The organism is Streptomyces kurssanovii (genome assembly GCF_040677245.1).
Taxonomy (GTDB): Bacteria; Actinomycetota; Actinomycetes; order Streptomycetales; family Streptomycetaceae; genus Streptomyces; species Streptomyces kurssanovii.
This window is the reverse complement of sequence record NZ_JBFAQK010000019.1, coordinates 103,425-128,032: the sequence shown is the minus strand read 5'-3', so window position 1 is coordinate 128,032 and position 24,608 is coordinate 103,425. Positions and strand designations below refer to the sequence as shown.

Here is a 24,608-nt window from a genome sequence, read left to right as displayed (position 1 = left end):
TGTTCGCGTACTGGCTGTACCTCTTCGGCTCGCTGATCGCGGTCGCCGGCTTCCTCACCCCGCAGGGTGCGGCCGACTTCGGCTGGTTCGCCTACAACCCGCTGTCGGACGCCATTCACTCCCCCGGGGTGGGCGGCGACATGTGGGTGATGGGTCTGGCGTTCTCCGGCTTCGGCACGATCCTCGGCTCGGTCAACTTCATCACCACGATCATCTGCATGCGCGCTCCCGGCATGACGATGTTCCGGATGCCCATCTTCACCTGGAACGTACTGCTGACCGGTGTGCTGGTCCTGCTCGCCTTCCCGGTTCTGGCGGCGGCGCTGTTCGCCCTGGAGGCGGACCGCAAGTTCGGCGCGCACATCTTCAACGCGACCAATGGCGGCGCGTTGCTGTGGCAGCACCTCTTCTGGTTCTTCGGCCATCCAGAGGTGTACATCATCGCCCTGCCGTTCTTCGGCATCGTCACCGAGATCCTGCCGGTCTTCTCGCGCAAGCCCCTCTTCGGCTACATCGGTCTGGTCGGTGCGACGATCGCGATCGCGGGTCTGTCCGTGACGGTGTGGGCGCACCATATGTATGTCACCGGCGGCGTGCTGTTGCCGTTCTTCTCGTTCATGACGTTCCTCATCGCGGTACCGACCGGTGTGAAGTTCTTCAACTGGATCGGCACGATGTGGAAGGGGTCGTTGTCGTTCGAGACACCGATGCTGTGGGCGATCGGCTTCCTCGTGACGTTCCTGTTCGGTGGTCTGACGGGCGTCATCCTCGCGTCGCCGCCGCTGGACTTCCACGTCTCCGACTCGTACTTCGTCGTCGCGCACTTCCACTACGTGGTCTTCGGCACCGTGGTCTTCGCGATGTTCGCCGGATTCCACTTCTGGTGGCCGAAGTTCACGGGCAAGATGCTGGACGAGCGGCTCGGCAAGATCACGTTCTGGACGCTGTTCATCGGCTTCCACGGCACGTTCCTGGTGCAGCACTGGCTGGGAGCCGAGGGCATGCCCCGCCGGTACGCGGACTACCTGTCGGTCGACGGCTTCACCGCGCTCAACACCGTCTCGACGATCGCGTCGTTCCTGCTGGGCCTGTCGATGCTGCCGTTCATCTACAACGTCTGGAAGACGGCGAAGTACGGCCGGCAGCTCGCGGTCGACGACCCGTGGGGCTACGGCCGCTCGCTCGAGTGGGCGACCTCCTGCCCGCCGCCGCGGCACAACTTCACGACGCTCCCCCGGATCCGCTCGGAATCGCCGGCGTTCGACCTGCACCACCCGGCCATCGCCACCCTGGACGAGGTCTCCGACACCGGTCGGCGGGATGTCGTCGAGCCGGGGAAGGGAATCGCCCCGCCCCTCGGCGAGGGGAAGGACAACCGGTGAGCGGCCCGGTGCGGCAGACGGAGTCGGAGGTCGCCGCGGGCATCGCCAGACTCGAGGGCTATCTGCTCGCGCAGAGCCGGCTTCAGGAGGCCCAGCAGGAGGCGGAGGCCTTCGCCGGCCGGATGCCGTGGCTGACCAGCGCGCAGCGCGAGGAGGTCGTCCGCGTCTACACCCAGGACCGCATCGCCCTGTCACGGCGCGTGCTGGAGGCCCTGGTGTCGCGGGCCGACGAGCTGCGGCTCGAGTACACCGCGCGGTACGAGGAACTACGGCGCCGGCTGTTGTGCGCGGGAGTCGCGGCGGTCCTCGTCTCCGCGGTCCTGTGCGCCTTCGCCGGCCTCCTGGCCGCCCATCGCTGACGGAGGCACGACGGGCCGGGATCCCGCCCGTCCGCCGGGCGGATACTGGTGGCGTGAGCAAGGCACCGCCCCGGATCCGCGGCCTGCGGCGGCAACTCGGCAGCAGCATCTTCACCCGGGTCGCAGGCCCCGCGGCGGCGCAGACGCGTGCCCGTATCCATGACACGCCCGGCCCCCGCTGGTTCGGGCCCGACCGGCCCATCCGTACCGTCCACGGCGACGCCTCGATGTTCATCGGCGGGCTCAGCGCCCTGCTGCTGCAGTCGCTCCATCCGCTGGCCATGGCGGCCGTCGCCGCCCACTCCGGGTACCGGGGCGATCCGTGGGGCCGGTTGCAGCGCACCAGCACGTTCCTGGCCGTGACGACGTACGGCACCGCCGACGACGCCCAGGAAGCGGTGGACACGGTGCGCGCCGTCCACGGGAGCGTGGCGGGCCGGACCACCGCCGGTGAGCCGTACCGTGCCGCGGACCCGCATCTGCTCGGCTGGGTGCACGTCGCCGAGGTCGACAGCTTCCTGCGCGCCCATCAGCGCTTCGGCGCCCGTCCGCTGGACGCCGCCGGCTGCGACGGGTACATCGCCGACACGGCACGGGTCGCCGCCGCCCTCGGCGTGAGCGATCCGCCGCGCGACCGGGCAGGGCTGGACCGGCGGATCGCCGCGTACCGCCCCGAGCTGCGCCTTCGCGGGAGGCGCTGGAGGCGGCCCGTTTCATGCTTCTCCATCCGCCGCTGCCCCTGCCCGCCCGGGTCCCGTACGCGGTCCTGGCCGCGAACGCCGTCGCCCTGCTGCCGCCGTGGGCGCGGAAGCCGCTCGGGCTGCCCTACGCGCCGACGTTCGAACGGTGCTGCGTCAGCCCGACCGGAACCCTGCTGACGGGCGCGATCCGATGGGCCATGGCATCGCCTCCCCCGCCCCCCGAGCCGTCCTGACCGGGCCTCCGTCGCACCCCGAGCGGGTCCGGGTCCGCGGAAATACAATGAACGCGGGCTGTACCGCCCAGCCGGCCGATGCCCCTGTGCGCCGCACAAGTCCGGGCCGGTCGACCTTCCAAGGCAGTTCGGAGAGGTCCATGACCCGGCGTCGTCCCGTGCGATCGGCGACCGCGGACGAGATGCTGGCCACGCTCGGCCGCCTCACGGACCGTGCCCGGGAAGGCGCGGAACGGCAGAAGGCACGGGTCGAACTCGCCGAGGCCCTGCAGCGGTCGATGCTGCCGACGGACCTTCCCACGGTGCCCGGGCTGCGGGTCGCGGCCCGGTACACGCCCGCCAGGAACGGTCTGGACATCGGCGGCGACTGGTTCGACGGCTTCTTCCTGCCGGACGGCTCCCTCGGCTTCTCCATCGGCGACGTGCAGGGCCACGACGTGGAGGCCGCGGCGTTCATGGGGCAGGTCCGGATCGGGCTGCGCGCCGTCGCCACCGCCACGACCGACCCGGGCGAGGTGCTGCGCCGCGCCAACGAGCTGCTGCTCTCCGTCGACCACGGGCTCTTCGCGACGTGCAGCTTCCTGCGCTACGACCCGGCCACCGGCGCACTGCAGAGCGCCCGCGCGGGACATGTGCCCGGCGTGTGGGCGACGGCCGGCGGCGAGGGCGGGATCGTGGCCGACGAGGCCGGGGTGCCGCTGGGCATCCTGCCCGGCGAGGTGTATCCCGTGGCGAACCGGCGACTGTCCGAGGGCAGCGCGTTCGTGCTGCTCACCGACGGCGTCGTGGAAGGCCCCTCGTATCCGATCGAGGCGGGACTGGACGCGGTGGCCGAGCTGGTACGCGCCGCGGTCCGGGAGAGAAGGGACGTGGAGGAACTGGCCACGCAGGTGATGGGTACGGCGGCGCTCACCGACCACACCGACGACGCGGCCGTGCTGGTCCTCCTCCACGAACCCGCGTAGCCCGCCGCGGCGGCCCGGGGCGCGGCGGCTCCCGGCAAGTTCGGGCGCCCGGCAGCGCGTGTCACGAGGACGTGGCGGCGACGCTCCTGTGTGATGACGTGCGTGGTCCGCAGCGAACAAGTCCGGGGTCCGGCCGCAGCAGTGCTGCGTGTGCTCGCCGTCGCCGCCGCCTACTGGGCAGGCGGCCGGATCGGCCTGCTCCAGCAGGTGATCGTGGAGGGCGCGGTGGTGACACCCCTGTGGCCGCCCACGGGGATCGCGCTGGCCTGCCTGCTGTGGATGGGGGCGCGGGTCTGGCCCGGCATCCTCCTCGGCGCGCTGCTGACCATCGCGACGATCGACTCCATCGGCCTTGCCACGCTGGGCATCCTGGCCGGCAACACGCTGGCTCCGCTGGCCGCGTACCTGATGCTGCGACGGGTCGGCTTCCGCACCGGCCTGGACCGGCTGTGGGACGGGCTGGCGCTGGTGTTCCTGGGTGCCCTGGGCGGCATGCTCGTCAGCGCGACGTTCGGGGCATGCACCCTGGTGCTGAGCGGTGCGCTGCCGGCCGGCGAGTTCTGGCCGGTGTGGTCGGCCTGGTGGGCCGGGGACGCGATGGGCGTCCTGGTGATCACACCGCTGCTGCTCGTGCTGCGCCGGGCCCACCTGCCGCGCGAGACACGGGCGTGGTGGTGGACGGAGGCCGTGGCCCTCGTTCTGGTATCGGTCGCCGTGACGCTGCTGGCCACCCGGGTGAGCCTGTCGCTGCTGTTCCTGGTCTTCCCGATGCTGATCTGGGCGGCGCTGCGGTTCCAGCTGCCCGGCTCGGCACCGTGCGCGCTGCTGATCTCGGTGCTGGCGATCTCGGCGGCGACCGACGACATGGGTCCGTTCGCCGGCCGCAGCGTGCTGGAGGTCATGGTGGTCCTCCAGGCGCTGAACGGGTGCGCGGCGCTGACGAGCCTGCTGCTGGCGTCGATCGTCACGGAGCAGAATGCCGTGCGCCGCAAGATCGAGAAGGCCTGCTCCGACCTCGCGGAGGTCGTCGAGCAGCTCGCGCCGGGCGACGCGGCTCATCTGTGGACGCCGCTCGACGGCGGCCCGCACCCCGGGGAGGAGCGCCGGACCGGGCAGGGGCCCGGCCAGGGCCTGACGCCGGGGTAACGTCGCCGGACGGGCCCGCGGATGCGGGCGGAGCGGAGCACACCAATGGGGGTTGCGATGACCGACGAGTCCGAGCTGCGGCACCTGACGCGCTGCGTGGAGCTGGCCGCGGAGGCCGTGGAGGCCGGCGACGAGCCGTTCGGTTCCGTGCTCGTCGCCGGCGACGGCAGGATCCTCGCGGAGGACCGCAACCGGGAGACGTCACTGGCGGACCAGACGCAGCATCCCGAGTTCGCGCTCGCCCGGTGGGCGGCCGAGCACATGACGGCGGACGAGCGGCGGGCGGCGACGGTCTTCACCTCTGGTGAGCACTGCCCGATGTGCGCGGCCGCCCATGGCTGGGTGGGGCTCGGCCGCATCGTCTACATCGTCTCGTCGCGGCAGCTCGGCGAGTGGCTCGCCGAGCTGGGGGTGCCCGCCCCGCCGGTGCGGACCCTCCCCGTCCAGGAGATCGTGCCCGGCCTCGAGGTGCACGGTCCCGTGCCGGAGCTCGCCGGACAGGTGCACGAACTGCACCGGCGCTTCCGCGCGCGACTCTGACGAGCGAAAGGCGCACCACGCTCCGGCGACTGCCGGGATGTGGTGCGCCTTTCGCTGCGCCGGTCACGTCCGACGGGCAGGGACTGCCGCGTCGTGCGGAGAGAGGCGGCTCGGGACCAGGGACGCCGCGGCCGCGCGGAAGCGCTGACCACGGCGTCGGACCCGGTGTCGGTGCGTCGGCACCGGGTGGGGTGCGGGCGTCCGCGCGTCGTGGCGCGGATCAGTAGGCGGAGTCGACGTTGTCGATGGAGCCGTACTTGTCGGCGGCGTAGTTCGCGGCCGCGGTGATGTTGGCGACCGGGTCGGTCAGGTCGTGCGGGGTGCCGTCGACGTGGTAGGCGTCGAAGGTCGGCTGGATGACCTGCAGCAGCCCCTTGGACGGCGTGCCGTTCTGCGCGTTGACGTCCCAGTCGTTCTGGGCGTTCGGGTTACCGCTGGACTCACGCATGATGTTGCGGTGCAGGCCCTCGTAGCTGCCCGGGATGCCCTCGGACTTCATGATGTCCAGAGCCTCCTTGATCCAGCCGTCGAGGTTGTCGGCGTAGGCCTTCTTCTTGGCCTTCTTGGCCTTCTTGGCCTTGTCCGCGTCCTTCGCGCTCTCCGCCGTCTTCACCGTCGGCGCGTCTGCCGCCACCGAGACCGCGACCTTCGACGCGTCCGCGGCGGCGGGGGCCGCACTGGCGGGCGAGGGGGCCAGAGTGAGCGCCACGGCGGCGGCGCCGGCGGTGGCCATGCCGGTGATCGAGAGCTTACGGAGACGGGCGGTACGGCTGGTCTGGGTGAAGGCGGTGATACGGATGGGATTCTCCAAACGATGGACATCAGGGCGGCCGACCGACGTGTCGGTCCGGCGGGGCGGAGAAACTCTCCGCATGTGGCCCGGCACGGTCGGACGGGCGGGACGCCCTGTCCGGTTCATGTGCTTCCCGGGACGTCAGCCATGGTTAGGGGCGGTTGTGGCGGGGCGCAAGAATGTGACCTACTACCCCACTTAAGAGAAATGACCGAAAGGCCGCTTCTTGGCCCGCGCCCGGGCGCATCGTGAAGGCGGTGTCCACTACCGCCCTTAGGAAGTGATCTGGCCCCTATGCGCGGCATCACAGCGGAGGGCGTCCCCCGGGGCCCGGAATCACCCTGAGCGGGCAGAACTCACGCTCCGTACCCACGGCGGCGGGCCCGGTGCGGGCTCTGTCCTCCCGGACGGACCGGCCGGCTGCCGACCGCGTCGGGGAGCGGGACCGGCCGGCTGCCGACCGCGTCGGGGACGACCGCCGTACCCACCGCGTCACCGGCCGCGCGACGGTCCCGCGGCGCCGACCGGCCGCGGATGTCCGACCAGGGCGACCGGTGTACTCATCGCGACGGCGGCGCCGTCGCCGGGTCAGGGTGTGTCCGCCACGGCGGCGGTGAAGCGTGCCACGAGCGCCGCGACCGCGGCACGCAGTTCCTCCCCGCCCTCGACGCGGAAGGACAGCGGAATCCGCGCAAGCCATTCCTGGGCGTACATGTCCGGGTTGCGGGTGCTGCCGAGAAGCACGCATCCGTCACCCAGGGGCTCGAGGCGCCCCATGGGCGGCCGGATCCACGGGACCACCTCGGCCGGAGGGGCGTCGAACACCACGCGGGTGGCGAACTCCCATCCGAGGCCCAGGTTCTCCTCCAGCACCGCCACCGGGTCCAGGCCCTTGGGCGGCTCGAACCAGTGACCGGTCGGCCGGACCGCGCGGATCCGGTCGACCCGATAGGTGCGGACCGCGTCCGCGCGATGCGAGTGGCACAACAGGTACCAGCGCCCGTAGCGGACGACGATGGACCAGGGATCCACTTCCGCCTCCCACTCGTTGCCCGCCTCGCTGCGATACGTGACCAGCACGCGGCGCCGAGCCGCGACGGCGTCGACGAGCTCGCTGGTCGTCGCCGGATCCGGGCGGGCCGAGTACGGATCAGGTGCGGCCGACGCGTACTCCCTCAGCATGGCCGCCTGTCGGCCGACGCTTTCCGGCAGTGCCTTCACGACCTTGCCCAGCGCCGTGCCGACCAGGTCGTCGGTGTCGGCTGCGGCCGGCTGGCCACCGAGTACCGCCATCACCAGGCCAAGGGCCTCGGACTGCGTGAAGTGCACAGGTGGCAGCCTCGTCCCGCGACCCAGCCGGTACCCGCCGTGGGGCCCCCGGGCAGACTCCACGGGGATGCCGGCCTCTCGAAGGATCCCGACATACCGGCGCGCGGCTCGCTCCGTGACGCCGAGCCGTGCGGCGAGTTCGCCGGCCGTCGTACCTGGGCGGGCCTGGAGGATCTCCAGGGCGCGCAGCGCTCGCGCGGTGGGACTGAGATCGTTCGGCACGGCAGCAGGCTAATCCGGCGCTCCACGGCCGAAGGGGCCCGGGGCCGCCTTCGGCCGATGGGCCGGGCGCGGCCGTGGCCGTTCGGATCAGGGCCGTCACCGGACCGCATCCAGCGCGCTCGGGTGGTCGCCAGGCAAACCGGCAGCGGATCGTCCGGATCTCCGCTTACGGTGACGTCCCTGAAGCAGAGGAAGGGGAATCGACCATGGACATCCTGCTCATCGGCGGCCTGTGGCTGAACGGATCGGTGTGGGGACCCGTCGCGTCCGCGCTGGAGGCGGCCGGCCATCGCCCCGTGCCGCTCACGCTTCCGGGCCAGGGGGACGGCTCCGCGTCCGCCACACTCGACGACCAGGTCGCGGCAGTGCTCGCCGCGGTGGACGCGGCACCCGGCAGGCCCATGGTGGTGGGGCATTCCGCCGCCTCAACGCTGGCCTGGCTGGCCGCCGACCGGCGGCCGGAGCGGCTGGCCAAGGTCGTCCTCGTCGGCGGCTTCCCGTCCGCCGACGACCAGCCGTACGCAGCCTTCTTCGAGGTGAGGGACGGCGTCATGCCGTTCCCGGGGTGGGGTCCCTTCGAAGGGCCGGACGCCGCCGACCTCGACGACGAGGCCAGGCAACGGTTCGCGGCCGACGCGATCCCCGTGCCCGCAGACGTGGTCGAGGGCGTGGTGCGGCTGACGGACGAACGGCGGTTCGACGTGCCGGTCCTTGCCGTCTGTCCGGAATTCACGCCCGCGCAGGCGCAGGAGTGGATCAACGCCGGCGACGTCCCGGAACTCGCCCGGGCCAAGCACGTCGACTTCGCCGACATCGATTCCGGCCACTGGCCCATGGTCACCCGGCCCACCGAGCTTGCCCGGATCCTGGCTGCGGCGGCCGACACGGCCTGACGGGCGAACCTCCGGACACGAGCGCTGTCGTGGGGGTGGGTCGGGTCGATCCACGTTCGACACAGGCCCTGGGGCAGGCCCCCGGCCGCCCGGAGCGGCCCGTTACTCGAACCGCGAGGGGTCGCCCGCTCCCCGGCGCACGATCTCGGGCTCGCCGCCGGAGAAGTCGATGACCGTGGTGGGCTCGGTGCCGCAGTCGCCTGAGTCGACCACCGCGTCCACCGCATGGTCGAGCCGTTCCTTGATCTCCCAGCCCTGGGTCATCGGCTCGTCCTCGTCGGGGAGCAGCAGGGTGCTGGAGAGCAGCGGCTCCCCGAGCTCCGCGACCAGGGCCTGCGCGACGACATGGTCGGGAATCCGTACCCCGACCGTCTTCTTCTTCGGATGCAGCAGCTGGCGGGGCACCTCCTTCGTCGCCGGGAGGATGAAGGTGTAACTGCCGGGGGTCGCCGCCTTGATCGCACGGAACACATCGTTGTCGACGTGCACGAACTGCCCGAGCTGCGCGAAGTTCTGGCACACAAGGGTGAAGTGGTGGCGGTCGTCCAGGTTCCTGATCGACCGGATCCGGCCGATGCCGTCACGACTGCCCAGCCGGCACCCCAATGCGAAGCAGGAGTCCGTCGGGTACGCGACCAGCGCCCCCGTTCGGATGCTGTCGGCCACAGTGCTGATGGTGCGCCGCTGAGGATTCTCGGGGTGCACGTCGAAATACTTCGCCATCCGCCGAGTCTAGGCCGTTGAGCCCGGCGGCTCCGCCTTCGGGCGCCGCCCGCGGCGGCCCGGGCCCCGTGTCCCCTGTTCGGAGCAGCGCCGACTCGTTCTGGCCGGGCGCGGCGGTGCCGCCGGTGATTGCCTGGCGGGAGGAACCGCAGAGCAAGGAGCGATCGTGACATCCGAAACCCCCGACTACACCGTGCCGGGCATGTCGAAGAAGGACGGCGCAGCGATCATCAAGATGCTGCAGACGCGTCTGCACGCACTCAACGACCTGGCCCTCACCCTGAAGCACATCCACTGGAACGTGGTGGGACCCCACTTCATCGCGGTGCACGAGATGATCGACCCGCAGGTGGACCAGGTCCGGGAGATGATCGACGACCTCGCGGAGCGCATCTCCACGCTCGGCGGCGAGCCGAAGGGCACCCCCGGCGCGCTCGTCTCGGAACGTTCGTGGGACGACTACTCGATCGGCCGGGCGGAGTCCATCGAGCACCTCGGCGCCCTCGACCTCGTGTACACGTCGATCATCGAGGAGCACCGCGCCGCGATGAAGGCGACCGACGAACCCGACCCCGTCACGCAGGACATGCTCATCGAGCAGCTGCGCGGCCTCGAGCTGTTCCAGTGGTTCGTGCGGGCGCACCTCGAGAGCAGTGGCGGGCGGCTGAGCACCGCCGACGCCCGGACGGAGCGGAAGGCCGCCGCGCAGGCCGCGGAGGAGGCACGGGGACGCCCCTGACACCCTCGCCCCTCCGCGTGGCGGGGCCGTACCGATTTTCAGGCAGGTCCGCTTCGTGGCGAGCCCGCTCGGCTCAAGGAGCCTGTGCGGGCCACGTCGGCGGACCTGCCGAGCGGCTCCCGCTCGAGGGGCCGCCCGCTCGTGTACAAGGCGCCGGCAGGCAGTGTCTCCACGATGCGGGCGCTGTCCATGACCGCCACGCGGTGGGCGAAGTGACGCACGAGGGGCAGGTCGTGGCAGATGAACAGATACGCCAGCCCCAGCCGCTCCTGAAGATCCCTGAGCAGGTTAAGGACGCCTGCCCGGACGGAGGGGTCGAGGGCCGACACCGGCTCGTCCAGGACGAGCAGCCGCGGCTCGCTCGCGAGCGCCCGCGCGATGCCGACGCGCTGGCACTGGCCGCCGGACAGCTCGTGGGGCAGCCGTTCCCCGAGGCGCGGGTCCAGTCGGACCGTCTCCAGCAGTTCGGCAACCCGCCGCGGGCCGGCCACGGGATCCCACCGTCCCTGGACCCGCAGAGGTTCGGCCACCGCGTCCCGTACGGGAAGGCGCGGGCTCAGCGAGCCGTACGGATCCTGGAAGACCGGCTGGACGGCCGGGCGTACGGACCGCAGCGCCTTCTCGTCGAGCGTGGTCAACTCCCGTCCGCCGAACCGGACTTCGCCGCCGTCAGGCCTCCGCAACATGAGCACCGCGGCCGCCGTACTGGACTTGCCGCAGCCCGACGGGCCGATCAGTGCCAGGGTCTCCCCCGCCGACACGTCGAAGGAGGCGCGGTCGACGGCGAGGACGGGCGCGGAGGTCCGCGTGTGTCCCGGGTAGCGCACGGTGAGGTTCCGTACGCTCAGCAAGGCGTTCATGCGGCACCGTTCAGGGGGAAGAGGTCGCGGGCGGAGTCGGGCACGTCGGTCCAGTGGTGGCAGAAGACCAGGTGTTCCGTGCCGGCCGTCGCCACGGGTTCCGGTTCGTGCGTGCGGCACCGCTCGCCGGCCAGCGGGCAGCGCGGTGCGAAGCGGCATCCGGTGAGCCAGGACAGCTCCGACGGCGGGGGCGGGGCTCCGCCGATGGAGGGGAGCCGCCGGTCGGTGACCGGCCGATCGGGCGGCAGGGACGCGAGCAGCCCGGCGGTGTACGGGTTCCGTGGGCGTGTGAGCACCTGTTCGGCCGTGCCGGACTCCATGGGGCTCCCGGCGTACATGACCAGGATCCGGTCGGCGTGCCGGGCGACCACGTCCAGGTCGTGCGCGACGAGCACGAGCGCCGCGCCGGTCGTTTCACGCAGCGACGCCAGGACACCGAGGACCTGTTCCTGTACGGCCGGGTCGAGCGCGGTGGTCGGCTCGTCGGCGACGACGAGTTCCGGTTCGTTGACCGTCGCCATCGCGATGACGGCACGCTGGCGCATGCCGCCGGAGAACTCGTGGGGGTAGGCGGAGGCACGCCGGGCCGCGTCCGCGATGCCCACCCGGTCCAGCGCGGCCACCGCCGCATGCCGAGCCTCTCTGCGGCCGAGGCCCCTCACGGAGCGTACGGCGGCGGCCAGTTGGTCGCCGACGGTGTGTACGGGGCTGAGCACCGACAGCGCGTCCTGCGGTACGAGGGCGATGCGCCGGCCCCAGAGCCGGGCGTACGACGACCGTGGTGCGCCGAGGAGTTCCAGGTCCCGCAGGCGGACGCTGCCGCCGGCCACCGCACGGGGCGGCGCCATGCCGAGGAGGACGCGCGCGGTCAGGGACTTCCCGGCCCCGGACTCGCCGACCAGCGCCAGTGCCTCGCCCTCGCGGACGTCGAACGACAGACCGCGCACGGCGGTCACTTCCGCGTCCCGGCCGTCGGCCGGGAAGCTCACGCGCAGATCACGGACGGACAGCAGCGTGGACCGGTCCGTCATGCCGTCACCCCCGCTCGTGCGGTCCCGGCGCGCCGTCCGGGCGCCGTCACGGAGGCGAGCGAGACGGCGAAGCCGGCCAGCAGGGCCAGGGCGGCGGCCGGGGCGAGGGCCGCCCAGGGGGCCCGCTCGACGTAGGCCCTCGACTCGTCGAGGAGCAGGCCCCATTCGGGCGCGGGCGGCTGGGCGCCGAGGCCCAGGAAGCCGAGCGAGGCGAGGGCCAGGGCGATGCCCGGCAGGCGCAGCAGCGCGTGCCGGGACACGGGTCCGGCCACGGCCGGCAGGACGTGCCGCGTCAGGATCCACCGCGGGGTCGATCCGATGGCCCTCTGGGCGGTGAGGAATCCGGCTGCCCGGGTCTCCTGCACCAGGGCGGAGGCATGCGCGGCGAGCGGGGGCCAGGAGATCAGCGCGACGGCGACGGACGCGCCGGCGGTGCCCGGGCCGAGGGCCGCGGCCACGAGGATGCCGACGACGACCGGCGGCAGGGCGTTGGCGATGTCGGCCGCGCCGGCGGAGAGGGACGGCAGGAAGCCGACGGCGAGGGCGAAGAGACAGCTGAACAGGCACACCGCCAGCGCCACGCCCACGGTCGCCGCAGCGCCGTGACCGAGTGGCGCGAGCACGTCCCGGCCGAGGCCGTCCGTGCCGAGGGGGTGCGCCCAGGACGGGGCGAGCAGGCGCGCGGTGACGTCCACGGTCAACGGGTCACGCAGCAGACCCCATCCGGTACCCGCCGTCAGCAGCCCGGCGAGGACCACGGGCACGGCCCGCGCCGCCCTGCCCGCCGGTGCCGGCGGCGGGGCGGGGAGCGCGAGCGCGGCGTCCTTGAGTCCCGGTCCGAGCAGCCGTGCGCGTACGAGGTGGGAGAGGGCACCGGCCGTGAGGCCGAGGACGAGCAGTGCCAGCACCGCGCCCTGCAGCAGAGGGAGGTCCTGCGCCTTGGCGGCGCCCAGGGCCGTGCGGCCGATGCCGGGCACCGCGAAGACGGTCTCCACGGCGACCGCGCCACCGGTCAGCCCGACCCCGACCATGCCGAACTGCGGAACGATCGCCGGCATGGACCGGCGTAGCACCGCGCCCGCGATGCGCCGCGGGGAGACGCCCGATGCCCGCCACAGTGCGACCCAGCGCTCCCCGGAGACGGCGGGCAGGGCGTCGTCGACGAGCCGGCCGAGGAGGCCGCCGGCGGGCACGCCCATGGCCAGCGCGGGCAGCACCATGGAGGACGGGCCCTGCCAGCCGGACGTCGGCAGCATGTCCAGCCACACCCCCAGAGCGATCAACAGCACTGTCGCCAGGAGGAATTCGGGCACGGAGGCGAGCATCGCCGCGGGCGCTCCGCCGCTGCCGCCGCCGCGCAGTGTGCCGCGCGCCGCGCGGACCAGCGTCCCCGTACAGAGCGCGGTGGCCACCAGCAGCGCCACGGCGAGGGAGGCGACCATCAGCGCCAGTGACACGCCGAGCCCGGAGAGCACGGACGGCAGCACATCGGTGCCTGACACCCATGAGACGCCGAGGTCGCCCCGGAGGACGCCGGCCGTCCAACGGCCCAGCAGGGTCAGCGGTCCGGCGCCCAGGCCGAGGTCGTCGCGGATCGCGGCCAACGCCTCCTCGGTCGCCACCCGTTCGGCCGACCGGGCGCGCAGCACGCTGAGTGCCGCGTCCTTGCCCGAGAGCCACGGCAGGAGTCCGATGGTGGCGACGACGGCGGCCAGCGCGGCCGTTCGAGCGGCGGCCGTTCGAGCCGCCGCACCACGGGGTGCCGTCGTCTTCACTTGACGTACGTGTCGACGGTGACCAGCAGGCGTTCGCGAGGGTCCTTGGCGGAGCCCACGACGTCGGTGGCGTCGCCCTGGACGACGCGTTCGTGGAGCATCGGGATCGCGGCGTCGGTGTTGAGGACGGCGGTCTCCGCGGCAAGGATCGCTTGGCGGCGCGCCTCGCCCGATGTCGTGGTGGTGGCCTTCTCGAGGGCCTTGTCGACACTCTCGTCGGAGAGTTGGGAGAGGTTGAAGGAGCCTTCGCTCGCGAAGTCGCTGTACATGTACGCCGCGGGGTCCCCGGAGTCCAGGACGGTGGCGCGGGAGAGGACGAACGCGTCGAACTTTCCGGCGAGGGCGTCGGACTCGATGTTCGCGTACTCGCGTATCTCCAGCTTCACGGTGAAGCCGGCGTTCCGGAGCTGCTGTTGGAGAGCGGCGGCGACTTCGGGGAGCTCGGCACGGTCGGTGAAGGTGCCGATGGTGACGGTCTTGCCCCGCGGGTTTCCGCCCTTGACGTCACGGGTGCGGCCCGCGCGCTCCTTCGCCCAGGGGAGGGCGGGGCCGAGCAGGCCCTCCGCCACGTCCGCCCGGCCCTCGTAGACGCCGTCGACGAGGGGCTCGGCATCGATCGCTGCGCGGGCGGCCGCTCGTAGGGAGGGGTCCTTGAAGGTGCCGCGTGCCGTGTTGAGGTAGAGCGTGTTGGTGCGCGGCATCGGGACCTCGGTGATCTGGTCCTCGTCGAGCAGGGATGCCTGGGACACCGGCACGGACTCGACGATGTCGGCCTCGCCGCTGCGCAGCGCGGCGGCACGCGCCGTGCCGTCGGGCACGAACCTCACATCGATGCCTGCGGCCTTCGGAGTGCCGCCCCAGTAGTTCTCGTTACGGTCCAGCGTGGCGGCGCTGGTCCCGTGCACCCCTTTCAGGACGAACGCGCCCGTGCCCGCGCCGATCGGGTCCACCGTCCTGCCGCGGTAGGCCTTGGCGGCGAGGACGGCCAACTGGGGCGAGGAGAGCCGCTGCGGGAGCAGCGGATCCTCGGTGGCCGTGGTGACGGTGACGGTGTCGCCGTCGGCGGTGACGCTCAGTTCGACGCCGTCGAGAATGCGCGGTTTCGGTGCGGCCCGGCTCGCCTCGGTGAGGGAACGGACCACGTCCGCGGCGGTGAGCTCGGTGCCGTCGTGGAAGTTGACGCCGTCGCGGACGGTGAAGGTCCACGATCTGTCGCCCGAGCGTTCCCACTTCTCCGCGAGGGCCGGTCGCGGGTCGCCGTTCGCGTCGAGAGTGACCAGGGTCTCCGCGGTGCTCCAGCGGGAGAGTTTGAAGGCGTCGTCACTGAGCGGGGAGAGGCCGGAGCGCGGCGGCTGCATCATCACCACGCGGATGCGCTTGTCACCGGAGGCCGGGCCTCCCGACGCGCCGGGCGCACCGGAGGCGAAACAACCCGTCATGAGCGACGCGGAGGCGACCGCCACGGAGACGACGGGCAGGGACTTGGGGCAGCGCATGAGGGTTCTTCCATCTCCGTCGGACGGGTGACGTGTGCGACGAGGACGCTAGCAGATGATAATCATATTCAACTACTCTCCCGGGGCCCACCGCCTGCCCGGCGACGAAGGGCGAGGTCCGGGCCGATGGAGCACGCGGCGCCGACATGCGGGTTACTCCGTTCGGCTCCACACTGATGAATGGTCCGCCGGCCCTCGCGCCGGCCCCAGGCAGAAAGTCCGCGCTTCCCCAGGGAGGCTCCATGGTCTTGCTGGCCCTGTGTGTACCGATCGTGATGATGCTGCTCCTGCTCGGGATGGAAGCGTTCGAGGACTTCCTGTCCCGGTCCTCCCCGAGCCCGTCCCCCGACCCGGCCACGATCCCCGAGAACCACGACGACGAGCTGGACAGCGGTCAGGAGTGACCGCTGCCCACCGTGGGTCCGTGAACGAATAGCTCTTGAAAAAATATGTAGACCGGTCTAATTTGACGTTCATGGGAAAGAAGGGCACCGAGACGCGCGACCGCCTGCTGGACGCCACACAGGAACTGATCGAGACCGGCGGGTACTTCGGCGCCGGCCTCAATCAGGTCGTCGCCGCCAGCGGCGCACCCCGCGGTTCGCTCTACTTCCACTTCCCCGGCGGCAAGGACCAATTGGTCGGCGAGTCCGTACGGCGGGCCGGGCGGGCGATCACGGACACCCTCGCGGGGGCCGAACCCGGCCCGTCCGCGGCGGAGTTCGTCGCCGGAGTGCTGCGACTGCTGGGCGACCGGCTGGCGGAGTCGGGCTGGCGCAGGGGATGCCCGGTGGCCACCGTGGCGCTGGAGACGGCCGCCACCAGCGACCTGCTGCACGACGCCTGCTCAGAGGTCTACAGCTCGTGGGAGGCGGCTCTGCGCGCACGACTGGAGGGCCGTCCGGACGCCGACGACCTGGCGGTCACGGTCCTCGCTCTGATCGAAGGGGCACTCCTGCTCGCCCGGACCCACCGGAGCAGGGAGCCCCTGGAGCGCGTGACCCGCCAGATCCACGCCCTGCTGAGCTGAACCGCCGCCCCCGGACCGCCTGTCCGGCCGACCGGCCGACCGGCAATGAATGCCGGGCCGAGTAGCCCTGAACGCCCGGCCGGTTGCCCTGACTGCCGGCCGATGGGCCTGACCGCCGAACCAACGGGCCCTGGTTGCTGAGCCGACCTGCCCGCCGCGACCGGCGGGCCTTCTTCCGCCCAAAAAATATGTAGACCGATCTATTAAGGAGTCTCATGGACGCGATGGTCTTCGGTGCGACCGGCTTCATCGGCCGTTCCCTCGTTGCCGAGTTGCTCACCCGGGGACAACGGGTGGCGGCGGCCGTACGGAACGACACCCTCACCCCGTGGCTCACCTCCCAAGGCGTCGACATCGAGCGCCTGGAGATCGTCACCGCGGACATCACCCGACCGCTCCCGGAGCTGCCCGAGGTGCGGGACGTCTACAACACCGCCGCGCGTTTCGCCTTCGGCCTCGACAGCCGGGAGGCACGGGCGGTCAACGTCACCGGGGCGCTCAACGTCGTCGAATGGGCCGCCGGGCTACCGGAGTTGCGGCGCCTGGTGCACATCAGCGGGTACCGGGTGAGCGCGGCCGGCGGACACCCCGGTGACATCGCGCCGGGAGCGTACGAGGCGTCCAAACTGGAGGGCGACCTCGCGGTGCGCGCCCGCTGCCAGGAGTCGGGCGTGCCGCTGAGCGTCGTCAATCCCAGCACCGTCATCGGGCCCGGCCAGTACATCGGCCTGGCCGGTCTCGTCGGAGACCTGTGGAACGGGAAGCTCCCCGTCCTGCCCGGCGGCCCCGACACGTTCGTCCCCATTGTCACGGTCGGCCACCTCGCGCGGTTCCTGGCGGAGGTCCCCGCTGCGCCGCCGGGCGAGAGCTACTGGGTGCTCGACGACACCACTCCCCCGCTGCCCGAGCTGATCGGCACGATCGCCTACCACATGGGCCTGCGGGCGCCGCGCCGGACCGTGCCCGTCGCCCTGTTGCGGCGCCTGCCGCGCACGGTGACGCGGGCCGACCCCGAGACGCTGTCGTTCCTGTCGGCCGACCGCTATCCGACGGCCTCCGCCCACGCCTTGGCGGCCGGCGCCGGCCTCGAGATGCCGCCGGCCGCCGACGCCCTGCGCGCATGGGCCGACGACCTGGTGGCCGCCCGATTCGGGACGGCGTCACCCTGGTCGAAGCCGTACGGCTTCCGCGACGTGGCGGGCAGTCGTACCTGGATGACCGGGGAACGGTACAGCCCCGGCCATGTCCTGCTGCACGGGCTGCCGTTGAACGCGGACTCCTGGGCTCCCCTCGCCGCCCGCATTCCCGGTCCCGTCCTCGCCCCGGACCTGCCGGGCCTCGGGCGCTCGGCCGCCGCGACCGGCTCGGTGGACGCGTGGCTGGAGGACCTGATGAGCCCGGTACGCACCCGCCCCGTGCTGGTCGCTCACTCGCTGGCCTGCGCCCCCGTGGTGCGTTTCGCCGCGGCGCATCCGGACCGCGTCAGTGGGCTCGTCCTCGTCTCCCCGTCGTTCCTTCAGGCGCCCGGCCCCCGGCTCGCCCGGTCGGGTCTTGCCGCACCGATGCTGCGCCGCATGTCCGCCGCGCGGCTGGCACGGACGTTGGGCGTCCCCGCGGGCGCGGAGGTGGCGAGCGCCGCGGCGGACCTGCACCGTCCCGGAGTAGCCCGCCGTGTCGTCACGGCTCTGCGCGGGGACGCCGCCGAGCGGGACCGGTCGCGGACGCTGCTGGGCCGGGTCGATGTCCCCGTCCGGATCATCGCGGGCTCCACCGACCGGCCGCTCGTGGCCGCCGGCCACCCGATGACGGAGATCGAAGGGGCGGGGCACTACCCCCACCTCACCCACCCCACGCAGCTCGCCCGCCACCTGGGTGCCGCCTCGGCTCCGGTCGGCGGGTGACACGGGGCGGGGGCCGCCGGAGGGGCAGGCCTGGACCTGCGCCCTCCGCCGTCCACGGTCGCCCGTAGCACGTCACTTGTCAGCGGGGGCGGCTTCACACGGCCGGTGAGCGGCGCCGGGCCCGGCGGGACCCGTACCTCGCCGGGTACGGCCCGCGATCGCGAGCAGCACGGCTGTCGCCAGACCCAGGGTGCCGGCGGCGAGGAGCTGAACCCGGTGGTCGAAGGTGGCCACCATGGCTGTGCCCACGAGGAGGGCCAGGCCGGTCGGCGCGAAGACCAGAGTGTTCGCGGTGGCCGCGACCCGGCCGAGGAGCTCGTCCGGTGTCTCCTTCTGAACCGTGGTCAGTGCGCTGATGAGCGGCCACGGCAGGCCCAGCCCGATGAGCAGACTGCCGGCCGACACGACGGGCACGGAACCACTGAGCCTGGCCAGCACGCCGACGGCGAAGACAGCGAGGCCGATCGCCGAGAGGGCGCGTGCGGGAACCCGGCGCAGGAGTGCGCCGGCCGCCAGACCGCCGACGACCGATCCGAGCCCTTGGATCGAGCTGAGGACGCCTGCGAATGCGGCGGCCTGGCCCAGCCCGATGTCGAGGAGCGCGAACGTGGCCGTGCTGCTGAGACCCGACGCCGCCATGGCGCAGCCGCCCGCGACCACCAGGGGACGCAGCGTCGGATGCCGCCAGAGGTAGCGGATCCCGTCCGAGGAGGCGGCGGTCCAGCTCTGCCGTTTCCGGGCCGCGGGCGCGGGTTCACGCGCGCGGATGAGACTGAACGCGGCGGCGGCCAGGAGGAAGGACAGCGCGTTCAGCAGAGCCACGGTGGGTCCGCCGAGCACGGTGAACAGACCCGCCCCGATCAGGGGGCCGAGCAGAGCGGTGCTCTCGACCGCGGTCCTGGCAAGGCCGTTGAAGTCACCACGCAGTTCGCTCGGCACGGCGGAGGCGATGAGCGCGGTCTCTGCGGCGTCCATCAGCACGGTCCCCGTGCCCACCAGGGTCAGTACGGTGAAAAGCAGCCACACGTCCTCGGGAGAGCGCACGGCGACCGGCACGGTCATGACGACCGCCAGTGCCAGGCTGGTCGCGATCAGGAGTGTGCGGCGACGCATGCGGTCGGCCAGGGTGCCGATGAACGGTCCGGCCAGGACCGGAGCCCACGCGCAGAAAGTCACCAGGGCGGCAAGGCTGTTGGAGCCGGTGAGCTCCTTCACCCAGACCCCGGAGGCCAGAAGCATGGCCGAGTCACCGAAGCCGGAGATGATCACTCCCCCCAGGTAGATACGGGCGTTGCGGTTCCGCAGCACCGTGAACACACCCGCGGCCATGCCCGAACCCCCTTGATGCCGTGCCTCGTTCGACGCCGTGCCTGCTTGTCCTGCTTCGACATCCCGCTCGGATGTCTCGGTCCAGGTTGCGCCGCAGCCTACCCCCAATCACTTGGTTGGGGGTAGGGCTCCGCATGCCGGCATGCGCTTTACTGGCCGGTGTGACTGATCCGGACCCCGTTCTGAGGGCGCTCGCCCATCCCCTGCGGCTGCGGATGCTCACGCTCATGTGGCCCGGACCGATGTCCGCCGCCGAACTCGCGCGTGAGCTGGACATCTCGCACGCCCTGGCCAGCGGGCACCTACGGCGACTGGACGCCGCAGGCCTGGTCGAACTGGCCGAGGAGCGCACTCGACGCGGGGGCCGCGAGCGCCGCTACCGCACCGTTCACGGGTCACCGCTGTCCGACCAGCGCGACGGGACCCAATTGCTGGCCGCCACCCTGGCCCACACCCTTCAGGAGCGCTCGGTGCGCCGGGCTCCGGAGAGCGAGGGGGTGACCGTCGACGCCGAACTGTGGGTGGAACCGGATGTCTGGGAAGCGGCCAGGCGGCAGCTCGCCGGCATCGCGGCCGACCTCCACGACGCCGCGCGCCCGCCACGCACGCCGGGAACGATGCCTGTGGGCATGAGCCTGATGGCTTTTCCCTTGCGGGAGGCGCCGGGCGTCGCCCCCGACCGGGATCCGTCCTGAGCAACGCACGGGCCGACGCCGGACCGCCGCGCCGCCTCGGCGGGGCGTGCGGTGGAGGCGCCAGGACTACGGAACGGTGGACGCCCGCGCCAGGAGCGGAAAGCCCGAAACGTTCAGGACCGGGGCGGCACCGGCGCCGACAGCCTCAGGTGTTCACGGCCCGGGGCGCAGGAGAAACTCTCCGGCCAGATGGATCGATTCGCGCCTGGTGCGGCCCGGATGGTCCGCGGCGATGAAGTGGCGGCCGATCGCGAGCGCGAAAGCCAGCGTGCAGCGCGCCTCGACCTCGTCGGGGTCCGCCACGAAGCTGCGGAACATCGAACGAAGGAACTCCATGCGGACGTTGTCGATCCGCCGCAGTCGCTCCGCGACCGACGGGTCTTGCCGGGCCCACTCGCGGACCGCGAGATCGATCCGGTGCAGGTCGTCCGAGAAGGTCAGTCGGCCGGCCCGCCGGACCCTTTCCGCGGGGTCCCCGCCTTCGGACTCGACCTGCTCGAGGACGCTGTCCGTGCAACGGCGTTCCCATTCGTCGAGCATCTCGGCGAGCAACGCGGGACGACCGTCGAAGTACCCGTAGAAGCCGCCCTTCGTCACGCCGATCTCGGCAGCCAGCGCCTCTACCCGGACAGCGTCCGGTCCGCCCCTGGCGAGGGCGTCAAGCCCCGCTTCGATCCAGCGACTTCGTGGGGTGCGGGCGACGGGGGGCACCTGCTCACCTGCTCTCGGGGGTGTCGTTTCGCGGGTTCTGTACGGTACCGTACAGATGAAATGTACGGCTGCGTACAGAACGAGAGGCCGAGGCGTGGCACGACTCGCGAAGTCCACCTTTTCCGATCACCGGTGGCGCATCCACGAATTCACCTCGGACTTCGGGGTCGAGGACGTGTGGGCGTTCCGGACCCCCGGAGCCGGGCCCGACGACTTCCCCACGATGCTGATGGCGATGCGGACGGCCGGCAGCCTCACCGAACAGGCCTGGCCGGTGCGGTTCCTGTTCGCCGTCCGGTGGAAGCTCGGTGCGCTCCTCGGCTGGGACGACCCGGCGGCGGGCGTCGGTGCGCGGGTCGCCTCGCTCCGCGACCGCCTTCCCGGCGACCTCCGCGACGCACCCCGGGGCGAGGACAACGACAGCATGCCCCTGAAGGGGCTCTACGAGCTTCCCACGGAGTCCGCCCGTGAGCTGGCGAACAAGACCGTGCACACCGTGATGCACCTCGGCTGGGTGGAGGGGGCGGACGGTGACCACGAGCTGCGGATGGCCGTACTCGTCAAGCCCAACGGACGGTTCGGGCGGCTCTACATGGCCGCCATCGCACCCTTCCGGCACCTCATCGTCTATCCGGCGCTGGCCCGGCAGTGGGAACGGGCCTGGCGCGACCGCGACGACCTCGCGGCACAGCAAGGGGAACGGGGCTGACCGACGATGAACGCGGAGAAGCGACTGCTGCGTTGGGCGAGCGGCATCATGGTCGGGCTGGGGACGGGGCACCTGTCGCTGCTGACCCTGTTCGCCTGGGGAGACATCAACGGCTGGGCGGAGCGCGGGGTATGGGCAGCCGTCCCGCTCGCGCCGAACGAGGGGGCGGCCGACCGGACGGTGGAGTCCCTGCAGAACGAGGTCACCTTCTGGGCCGGTCCGGGAAGCTTCGCCGTGCCCCTGATTCTGCTGGGCTGTCTGACGTGGCACCTCGCGGGCCGGGGGGTGGCCGTGCCCGCCTGGGCCGGCTGGGGCCTCGCGGCGTGGTGCTTCGTCGGGGGCGTCCTGCTCGTGCCGTCCCCGTACTTCGCGGGCGTCGTCTCGGGTGCGCTCGTCGTCCTTGCGGCGCGGCAGGAGGACCGCTCACGGAAGGCCCACACCCGGGAGAACGAACCGGTGTGACGCACGCGCAGCCGCGAATGAGCGGGCCACGGCTGCGGTACGGCGGCGGGCCGTGGGACCGGGCAGCGCAATTCGTACAAGGACCGGGCCCGGCAGCGCCGGCGCCTGGTTCTTTGACGCAGTCCCGGATCGCGGACACGCCTCAGCGCAGCAGGAACTTCTCTGCCTGTTGGGCTCCCGCGTCGCTGCGGCTCTGTGTGGAGTGGCCCGCCCCCTCGACGACGACGAGTTCGGCCCTCGGGGTCACGGCGGCGAGGTCGCGTGCCCACTGCACCGGCGTCGACAGGTCCCGGTCGCCGGCCAGGAGCAGCACCGGCATGGTCAGCGTGTGGCGGGGCGCAGCGTCGTTGGGGCGCGAGGCGGGCCAGGGCAGGCAGGTCCGCGGGATGCCCTGCGCGCCTGCCGTCTCCCGCTCGAAGGGCCACACCTTCGCCGGCCTGATCCGCTGGACGGCCCGCTTCAGAGCCCGTTCACGTTCCTCGACGGGAGCGGAGGCGTCGCCCCAGGGCCATCGCGAGTCGGCGCAGAGCGTCGCGGCGTGCAGTCCGGAACTGAACTCCGAAGGGGGTTCTTCGGACGGCGCGGAGAACCCGGCGACTAGACCGTCGAGACGGGTCCGGTCGCCGGCGGCGGAGGCGTGGATGGCGTTGAGAATGCCGAACCTCGCGTTGTCGAGTTTCGGGTCGATGATGCTCGCGATGACGAGGAGGTTGAAGACGCCGGCGCCGTTGCCGTCGCGGCGGACGACGGTTGCGAGGTCGCGTGCCGGGTCGAAGCCGCACCGCTGCTCCCGGCAGGCGGTGCGCAGCACCCGCGCGGAGTGGCCGAGGGCGTCCTCGTACAGCACGCCCGCACCGTCGAGCGGGACGACGGAGTCGAGGACGAGCTTGCGGACCCGATGCGGATGGGTGAGGGCGTACTGGCCGGCGGTGAACGTGCCGTAGGAGACCCCGTCGAGTGTCCAGGACCTGACGCCGAGGGCGCGTCGCAGGTCTTCCAGGTCGGCCACCGTGTCGGCGGTGGTGAAGAAGTTCCGCTTCGCTCCGAGGCTTTCGGCACAGGCGGTGACGGCGCCGGGCGTGGGGGCGACGGTGTCGCTGCTGCCCACCTCCTTCTGGAGTTCGGGGCAGTCGACGGCCGCGCCGCCGGTGCCGCGCTGGTCGATCATCACGAGCCGGTACTGGGCGAGTGCCTCGGGAAGCCGGTCGCGGATCCGCTGGACGTAGGGGACGCCCGGCTGGCCGGGTCCGCCGGTGAGGAAGAGGAGGGTCCCCCTGGGCGCGTCGGCCTTGCCGAAGACGGCGATCCGGAGTTGCAGGGTGCCCGGCACGGTTCCGGTGCGGTCGAGCGGCACCGTCAGGTCGGCGCAGGTCACGTCGGACTGCCCGGGGCAGGGGCGCGGGTCGGTGAGTCCCCGCGCCACTGACGGGCGCGCCGCCGCGGCGGACGGGGTGGCGGGGTACGGGCCGGGGGCTGCGCCCGGTGCGGAGCCCACGCATGCGACGGCCGTCAGGGCGGCCGCCACGGTTGTACCGGCTCTGGTCAGGAAGGTCATCGTCGCGTTCCCCCACTCGGAAGACGGGCGCCGCGTCGGGTCCCGGGGGACGGCACGGCACCGGCCGGCTTTCCGGCCGCCGCCATCCTGTGTCACGCCCTCCGCCGGGGCGTTGGACATTCATGCGCGATCCGCGAGAAGACTCCGCAAGGCGCTGGGTACGTGGCCGGTATGGCTGCGGCACACACGAGTCAGATGGCCCTGGTCGGCGAATCCGTAAGCGTACGAGAGGGCGCGCAGGTTGCCTTCGCCCTCCTCCAGCGCGTGGAGGACACCGCGGATCCGCAGTTCGTTGCGGTAGTGCGTGAGGGTCGTGCCGGTGACGGCGCGGAAGACACGGCTGAGATGGTGCGGAGAGGCCCCTACGGTGCGGGCCAGCTCCTCCAGGGAGAGGCGGACCTCCGGGGTGCCGGCGGCCAGGGCGGCGCAGGCGTCGCGGACCAGCCGACCGTGGGCGCGGGCGGCGGCGGGGCGGGCGGCGGTGTCCGTGTGCCAGTGCCCGGCGGAGGCGGCCACGCCGTCGAGCAGGCGGTGGAGCCGGTCGGCCAGTTCGAAGTCGTCGGCCCCGCGGCGGCCGGCGGCCAGCAGGGCGCGATGGTGCACGTCGGAGGCGCCGGTGATCGTGAAGCGCCGGGAGAGCGGCGGGCCGTCGAAGCGGTCGGCGAAAAGTTCCGCGCCGACCCGGATCTCGGTGGACCGGTCGCCGGGGCCGGTCGGGTGGGCAACGCGGTGTTCGTCGCCCGGCCGGGTGAGGTAGCCGCCGCTCGCGTCCACGAAGAACTCCTCGCCGGCGATCCGGCGGAGGTAGCCGCCGGACCGTGCGAGGACCACGGTGTACCCGTCCGCGTGCCCGGGGCCGACGAATCCGGCGCGGTCCTCGCAGCACAAGATGTCCTGGACGGTGATCCCGGCGGTCGTGATCCGCCCGCACAGTGCGCCGCGCCGCTCCCGTACAACCTCGTCGCGCAGCAATTCCCTGGTTCTGCGGCCCTCTTCGCCCATGCGTTCCCCCCGTCGGGGGTCGGATCC

At 72.3% G+C, this 24,608-nt stretch carries 24 protein-coding genes and 1 pseudogene; 14 read left to right on the top strand and 11 right to left on the bottom strand.

The window, feature by feature from the left end; translation table 11 throughout:
• The 6 genes and pseudogenes from AB0K36_RS16535 to AB0K36_RS16510 form a co-directional block, all read left to right on the top strand.
• On the top strand, window positions 1-1,382 hold a 1,382-nt coding region (locus AB0K36_RS16535), incomplete at its 5' end, for a cytochrome c oxidase subunit I (RefSeq protein WP_364594218.1).
• Window positions 1,379-1,741, top strand: a complete 363-nt coding sequence (locus AB0K36_RS16530; RefSeq protein ID WP_364594215.1) for a hypothetical protein — start codon at window positions 1,379-1,381, stop codon at window positions 1,739-1,741. The genes AB0K36_RS16535 and AB0K36_RS16530, both read left to right, overlap by 4 nt.
• Window positions 1,742-1,794: 53 nt before the next feature.
• Window positions 1,795-2,675: pseudogene (locus AB0K36_RS16525) on the top strand (oxygenase MpaB family protein).
• Window positions 2,676-2,815: 140 nt separating this feature from the next.
• Window positions 2,816-3,640: a PP2C family protein-serine/threonine phosphatase gene (locus AB0K36_RS16520; RefSeq protein ID WP_364594212.1), complete on the top strand. Its 825-nt coding sequence runs from the start codon at window positions 2,816-2,818 to the stop codon at window positions 3,638-3,640.
• A 102-nt stretch (window positions 3,641-3,742) separates the two neighbouring features.
• The gene (locus tag AB0K36_RS16515; protein WP_364594209.1) at window positions 3,743-4,786 is read left to right on the top strand and encodes an MASE1 domain-containing protein; all 1,044 of its coding nucleotides are present in this window, start codon (window positions 3,743-3,745) and stop codon (window positions 4,784-4,786) included.
• A gap of 57 nt (window positions 4,787-4,843) precedes the next feature.
• Complete coding sequence (locus tag AB0K36_RS16510; protein WP_364594206.1) at window positions 4,844-5,326, top strand: nucleoside deaminase; 483 nt, start codon at window positions 4,844-4,846, stop codon at window positions 5,324-5,326.
• A gap of 220 nt (window positions 5,327-5,546) precedes the next feature.
• On the opposite strand, the gene AB0K36_RS16505 is transcribed toward AB0K36_RS16510, so the two are convergent.
• On the bottom strand, window positions 5,547-6,059 hold the full coding sequence (locus AB0K36_RS16505; RefSeq protein ID WP_364594238.1) for a transglycosylase SLT domain-containing protein: 513 nt from the start codon (window positions 6,057-6,059) through the stop codon (window positions 5,547-5,549).
• A gap of 648 nt (window positions 6,060-6,707) precedes the next feature.
• Window positions 6,708-7,670, bottom strand: coding sequence for a helix-turn-helix transcriptional regulator (locus AB0K36_RS16500; protein WP_364594203.1), 963 nt, complete (start codon window positions 7,668-7,670; stop codon window positions 6,708-6,710).
• A gap of 206 nt (window positions 7,671-7,876) precedes the next feature.
• Between AB0K36_RS16500 and AB0K36_RS16495 the strand changes: the two genes are divergently transcribed.
• On the top strand, window positions 7,877-8,563 hold the full coding sequence (locus tag AB0K36_RS16495; protein ID WP_364594200.1) for an alpha/beta fold hydrolase: 687 nt from the start codon (window positions 7,877-7,879) through the stop codon (window positions 8,561-8,563).
• A 102-nt stretch (window positions 8,564-8,665) separates the two neighbouring features.
• Here AB0K36_RS16495 and AB0K36_RS16490 read toward each other — a convergent pair whose 3' ends face one another.
• Window positions 8,666-9,286 carry an L-threonylcarbamoyladenylate synthase gene (locus tag AB0K36_RS16490; protein ID WP_364594197.1) on the bottom strand — a complete coding sequence of 207 codons (621 nt, stop codon included), beginning with the start codon at window positions 9,284-9,286 and terminating at the stop codon, window positions 8,666-8,668.
• Between the two features lie 202 nt (window positions 9,287-9,488).
• Between AB0K36_RS16490 and AB0K36_RS16485 the strand changes: the two genes are divergently transcribed.
• A complete protein-coding gene (locus AB0K36_RS16485; protein WP_364594236.1) occupies window positions 9,489-10,025 on the top strand; it encodes a Dps family protein in 537 nt (178 codons plus the stop codon).
• A gap of 38 nt (window positions 10,026-10,063) precedes the next feature.
• On the opposite strand, the gene AB0K36_RS16480 is transcribed toward AB0K36_RS16485, so the two are convergent.
• Genes AB0K36_RS16480 through AB0K36_RS16465 form a run of 4 tightly spaced genes read right to left on the bottom strand, consistent with a single transcriptional unit; the run spans window position 10,064 to window position 15,187 of the window.
• Complete coding sequence (locus tag AB0K36_RS16480) at window positions 10,064-10,885, bottom strand: ATP-binding cassette domain-containing protein (RefSeq protein ID WP_364594194.1); 822 nt, start codon at window positions 10,883-10,885, stop codon at window positions 10,064-10,066.
• Window positions 10,882-11,916, bottom strand: coding sequence for an ABC transporter ATP-binding protein (locus AB0K36_RS16475; RefSeq protein WP_364594191.1), 1,035 nt, complete (start codon window positions 11,914-11,916; stop codon window positions 10,882-10,884). The genes AB0K36_RS16480 and AB0K36_RS16475 overlap by 4 nt, the downstream gene beginning before the upstream one ends.
• A complete protein-coding gene (locus tag AB0K36_RS16470) occupies window positions 11,913-13,691 on the bottom strand; it encodes an ABC transporter permease subunit (protein WP_364594188.1) in 1,779 nt (592 codons plus the stop codon). The genes AB0K36_RS16475 and AB0K36_RS16470 overlap by 4 nt, the downstream gene beginning before the upstream one ends.
• On the bottom strand, window positions 13,688-15,187 hold the full coding sequence (locus tag AB0K36_RS16465; RefSeq protein ID WP_364594185.1) for an ABC transporter substrate-binding protein: 1,500 nt from the start codon (window positions 15,185-15,187) through the stop codon (window positions 13,688-13,690). Before AB0K36_RS16465 ends, AB0K36_RS16470 begins: the two co-directional genes overlap by 4 nt.
• A 242-nt stretch (window positions 15,188-15,429) precedes the next feature.
• On the opposite strand from AB0K36_RS16465, the gene AB0K36_RS16460 reads away from it, so the two are divergent.
• The 3 genes from AB0K36_RS16460 (at window position 15,430) to AB0K36_RS16450 (ending at window position 18,118) form a co-directional block, all read left to right on the top strand.
• Window positions 15,430-15,591: a hypothetical protein gene (locus AB0K36_RS16460; RefSeq protein WP_364594182.1), complete on the top strand. Its 162-nt coding sequence runs from the start codon at window positions 15,430-15,432 to the stop codon at window positions 15,589-15,591.
• 71 nt (window positions 15,592-15,662) lie between these two features.
• Window positions 15,663-16,217 carry a TetR/AcrR family transcriptional regulator gene (locus AB0K36_RS16455; protein ID WP_364594180.1) on the top strand — a complete coding sequence of 185 codons (555 nt, stop codon included), beginning with the start codon at window positions 15,663-15,665 and terminating at the stop codon, window positions 16,215-16,217.
• 215 nt (window positions 16,218-16,432) lie between these two features.
• A complete protein-coding gene (locus AB0K36_RS16450) occupies window positions 16,433-18,118 on the top strand; it encodes an alpha/beta fold hydrolase (RefSeq protein WP_364594177.1) in 1,686 nt (561 codons plus the stop codon).
• A gap of 72 nt (window positions 18,119-18,190) precedes the next feature.
• Here the strand turns inward: AB0K36_RS16450 and AB0K36_RS16445 are convergent, their stop codons facing one another.
• Window positions 18,191-19,555, bottom strand: coding sequence for an MFS transporter (locus tag AB0K36_RS16445; protein ID WP_364594174.1), 1,365 nt, complete (start codon window positions 19,553-19,555; stop codon window positions 18,191-18,193).
• Window positions 19,556-19,608: 53 nt separating this feature from the next.
• On the opposite strand from AB0K36_RS16445, the gene AB0K36_RS16440 reads away from it, so the two are divergent.
• Complete coding sequence (locus tag AB0K36_RS16440; RefSeq protein ID WP_364594171.1) at window positions 19,609-20,142, top strand: ArsR/SmtB family transcription factor; 534 nt, start codon at window positions 19,609-19,611, stop codon at window positions 20,140-20,142.
• Between the two features lie 153 nt (window positions 20,143-20,295).
• Here the strand turns inward: AB0K36_RS16440 and AB0K36_RS16435 are convergent, their stop codons facing one another.
• Complete coding sequence (locus tag AB0K36_RS16435) at window positions 20,296-20,853, bottom strand: TetR/AcrR family transcriptional regulator (protein WP_364594168.1); 558 nt, start codon at window positions 20,851-20,853, stop codon at window positions 20,296-20,298.
• Between the two features lie 94 nt (window positions 20,854-20,947).
• Here AB0K36_RS16435 and AB0K36_RS16430 point away from each other — a divergent pair, with 94 nt between their 5' ends.
• Both AB0K36_RS16430 and AB0K36_RS16425 read left to right on the top strand, forming a co-directional pair.
• Window positions 20,948-21,562: a DUF2867 domain-containing protein gene (locus AB0K36_RS16430; protein ID WP_364594165.1), complete on the top strand. Its 615-nt coding sequence runs from the start codon at window positions 20,948-20,950 to the stop codon at window positions 21,560-21,562.
• A 6-nt stretch (window positions 21,563-21,568) separates the two neighbouring features.
• Window positions 21,569-22,024 (top strand): hypothetical protein, encoded by a 456-nt coding sequence (locus AB0K36_RS16425; RefSeq protein WP_364594162.1) that lies wholly within the window; start codon window positions 21,569-21,571, stop codon window positions 22,022-22,024.
• Between the two features lie 142 nt (window positions 22,025-22,166).
• On the opposite strand, the gene AB0K36_RS16420 is transcribed toward AB0K36_RS16425, so the two are convergent.
• Together AB0K36_RS16420 and AB0K36_RS16415 are read right to left on the bottom strand one after the other, a co-directional pair.
• The gene (locus AB0K36_RS16420) at window positions 22,167-23,579 is read right to left on the bottom strand and encodes an alpha/beta fold hydrolase (RefSeq protein ID WP_364594159.1); all 1,413 of its coding nucleotides are present in this window, start codon (window positions 23,577-23,579) and stop codon (window positions 22,167-22,169) included.
• Window positions 23,580-23,699: 120 nt separating this feature from the next.
• Entirely contained in the window at window positions 23,700-24,581 is an 882-nt protein-coding gene (locus AB0K36_RS16415) for a helix-turn-helix transcriptional regulator (RefSeq protein WP_364594156.1), read from the bottom strand.
• Window positions 24,582-24,608 lie beyond the last annotated feature (27 nt).

Bases quoted from the DNA above. Each gene is read 5' to 3' on its own strand.
- AB0K36_RS16520 (WP_364594212.1), top strand. From the start codon at position 2,816: ATGACCCGGCGTCGTCCCGTGCGATCGGCGACCGCGGACGAGATGCTG.
- AB0K36_RS16510 (WP_364594206.1), top strand. From the start codon at position 4,844: ATGACCGACGAGTCCGAGCTGCGGCACCTGACGCGCTGCGTGGAGCTG.
- AB0K36_RS16505 (WP_364594238.1), bottom strand. From the start codon at position 6,059: ATGGCCACCGCCGGCGCCGCCGCCGTGGCGCTCACTCTGGCCCCCTCG.
- AB0K36_RS16495 (WP_364594200.1), top strand. From the start codon at position 7,877: ATGGACATCCTGCTCATCGGCGGCCTGTGGCTGAACGGATCGGTGTGG.
- AB0K36_RS16490 (WP_364594197.1), bottom strand. From the start codon at position 9,286: ATGGCGAAGTATTTCGACGTGCACCCCGAGAATCCTCAGCGGCGCACC.
- AB0K36_RS16485 (WP_364594236.1), top strand. From the start codon at position 9,489: ATGTCGAAGAAGGACGGCGCAGCGATCATCAAGATGCTGCAGACGCGT.
- AB0K36_RS16480 (WP_364594194.1), bottom strand. From the start codon at position 10,885: ATGAACGCCTTGCTGAGCGTACGGAACCTCACCGTGCGCTACCCGGGA.
- AB0K36_RS16475 (WP_364594191.1), bottom strand. From the start codon at position 11,916: ATGACGGACCGGTCCACGCTGCTGTCCGTCCGTGATCTGCGCGTGAGC.
- AB0K36_RS16465 (WP_364594185.1), bottom strand. From the start codon at position 15,187: ATGCGCTGCCCCAAGTCCCTGCCCGTCGTCTCCGTGGCGGTCGCCTCC.
- AB0K36_RS16460 (WP_364594182.1), top strand. From the start codon at position 15,430: ATGGTCTTGCTGGCCCTGTGTGTACCGATCGTGATGATGCTGCTCCTG.
- AB0K36_RS16455 (WP_364594180.1), top strand. From the start codon at position 15,663: ATGGGAAAGAAGGGCACCGAGACGCGCGACCGCCTGCTGGACGCCACA.
- AB0K36_RS16450 (WP_364594177.1), top strand. From the start codon at position 16,433: ATGGACGCGATGGTCTTCGGTGCGACCGGCTTCATCGGCCGTTCCCTC.
- AB0K36_RS16425 (WP_364594162.1), top strand. From the start codon at position 21,569: ATGAACGCGGAGAAGCGACTGCTGCGTTGGGCGAGCGGCATCATGGTC.
- AB0K36_RS16420 (WP_364594159.1), bottom strand. From the start codon at position 23,579: ATGACCTTCCTGACCAGAGCCGGTACAACCGTGGCGGCCGCCCTGACG.
- AB0K36_RS16415 (WP_364594156.1), bottom strand. From the start codon at position 24,581: ATGGGCGAAGAGGGCCGCAGAACCAGGGAATTGCTGCGCGACGAGGTT.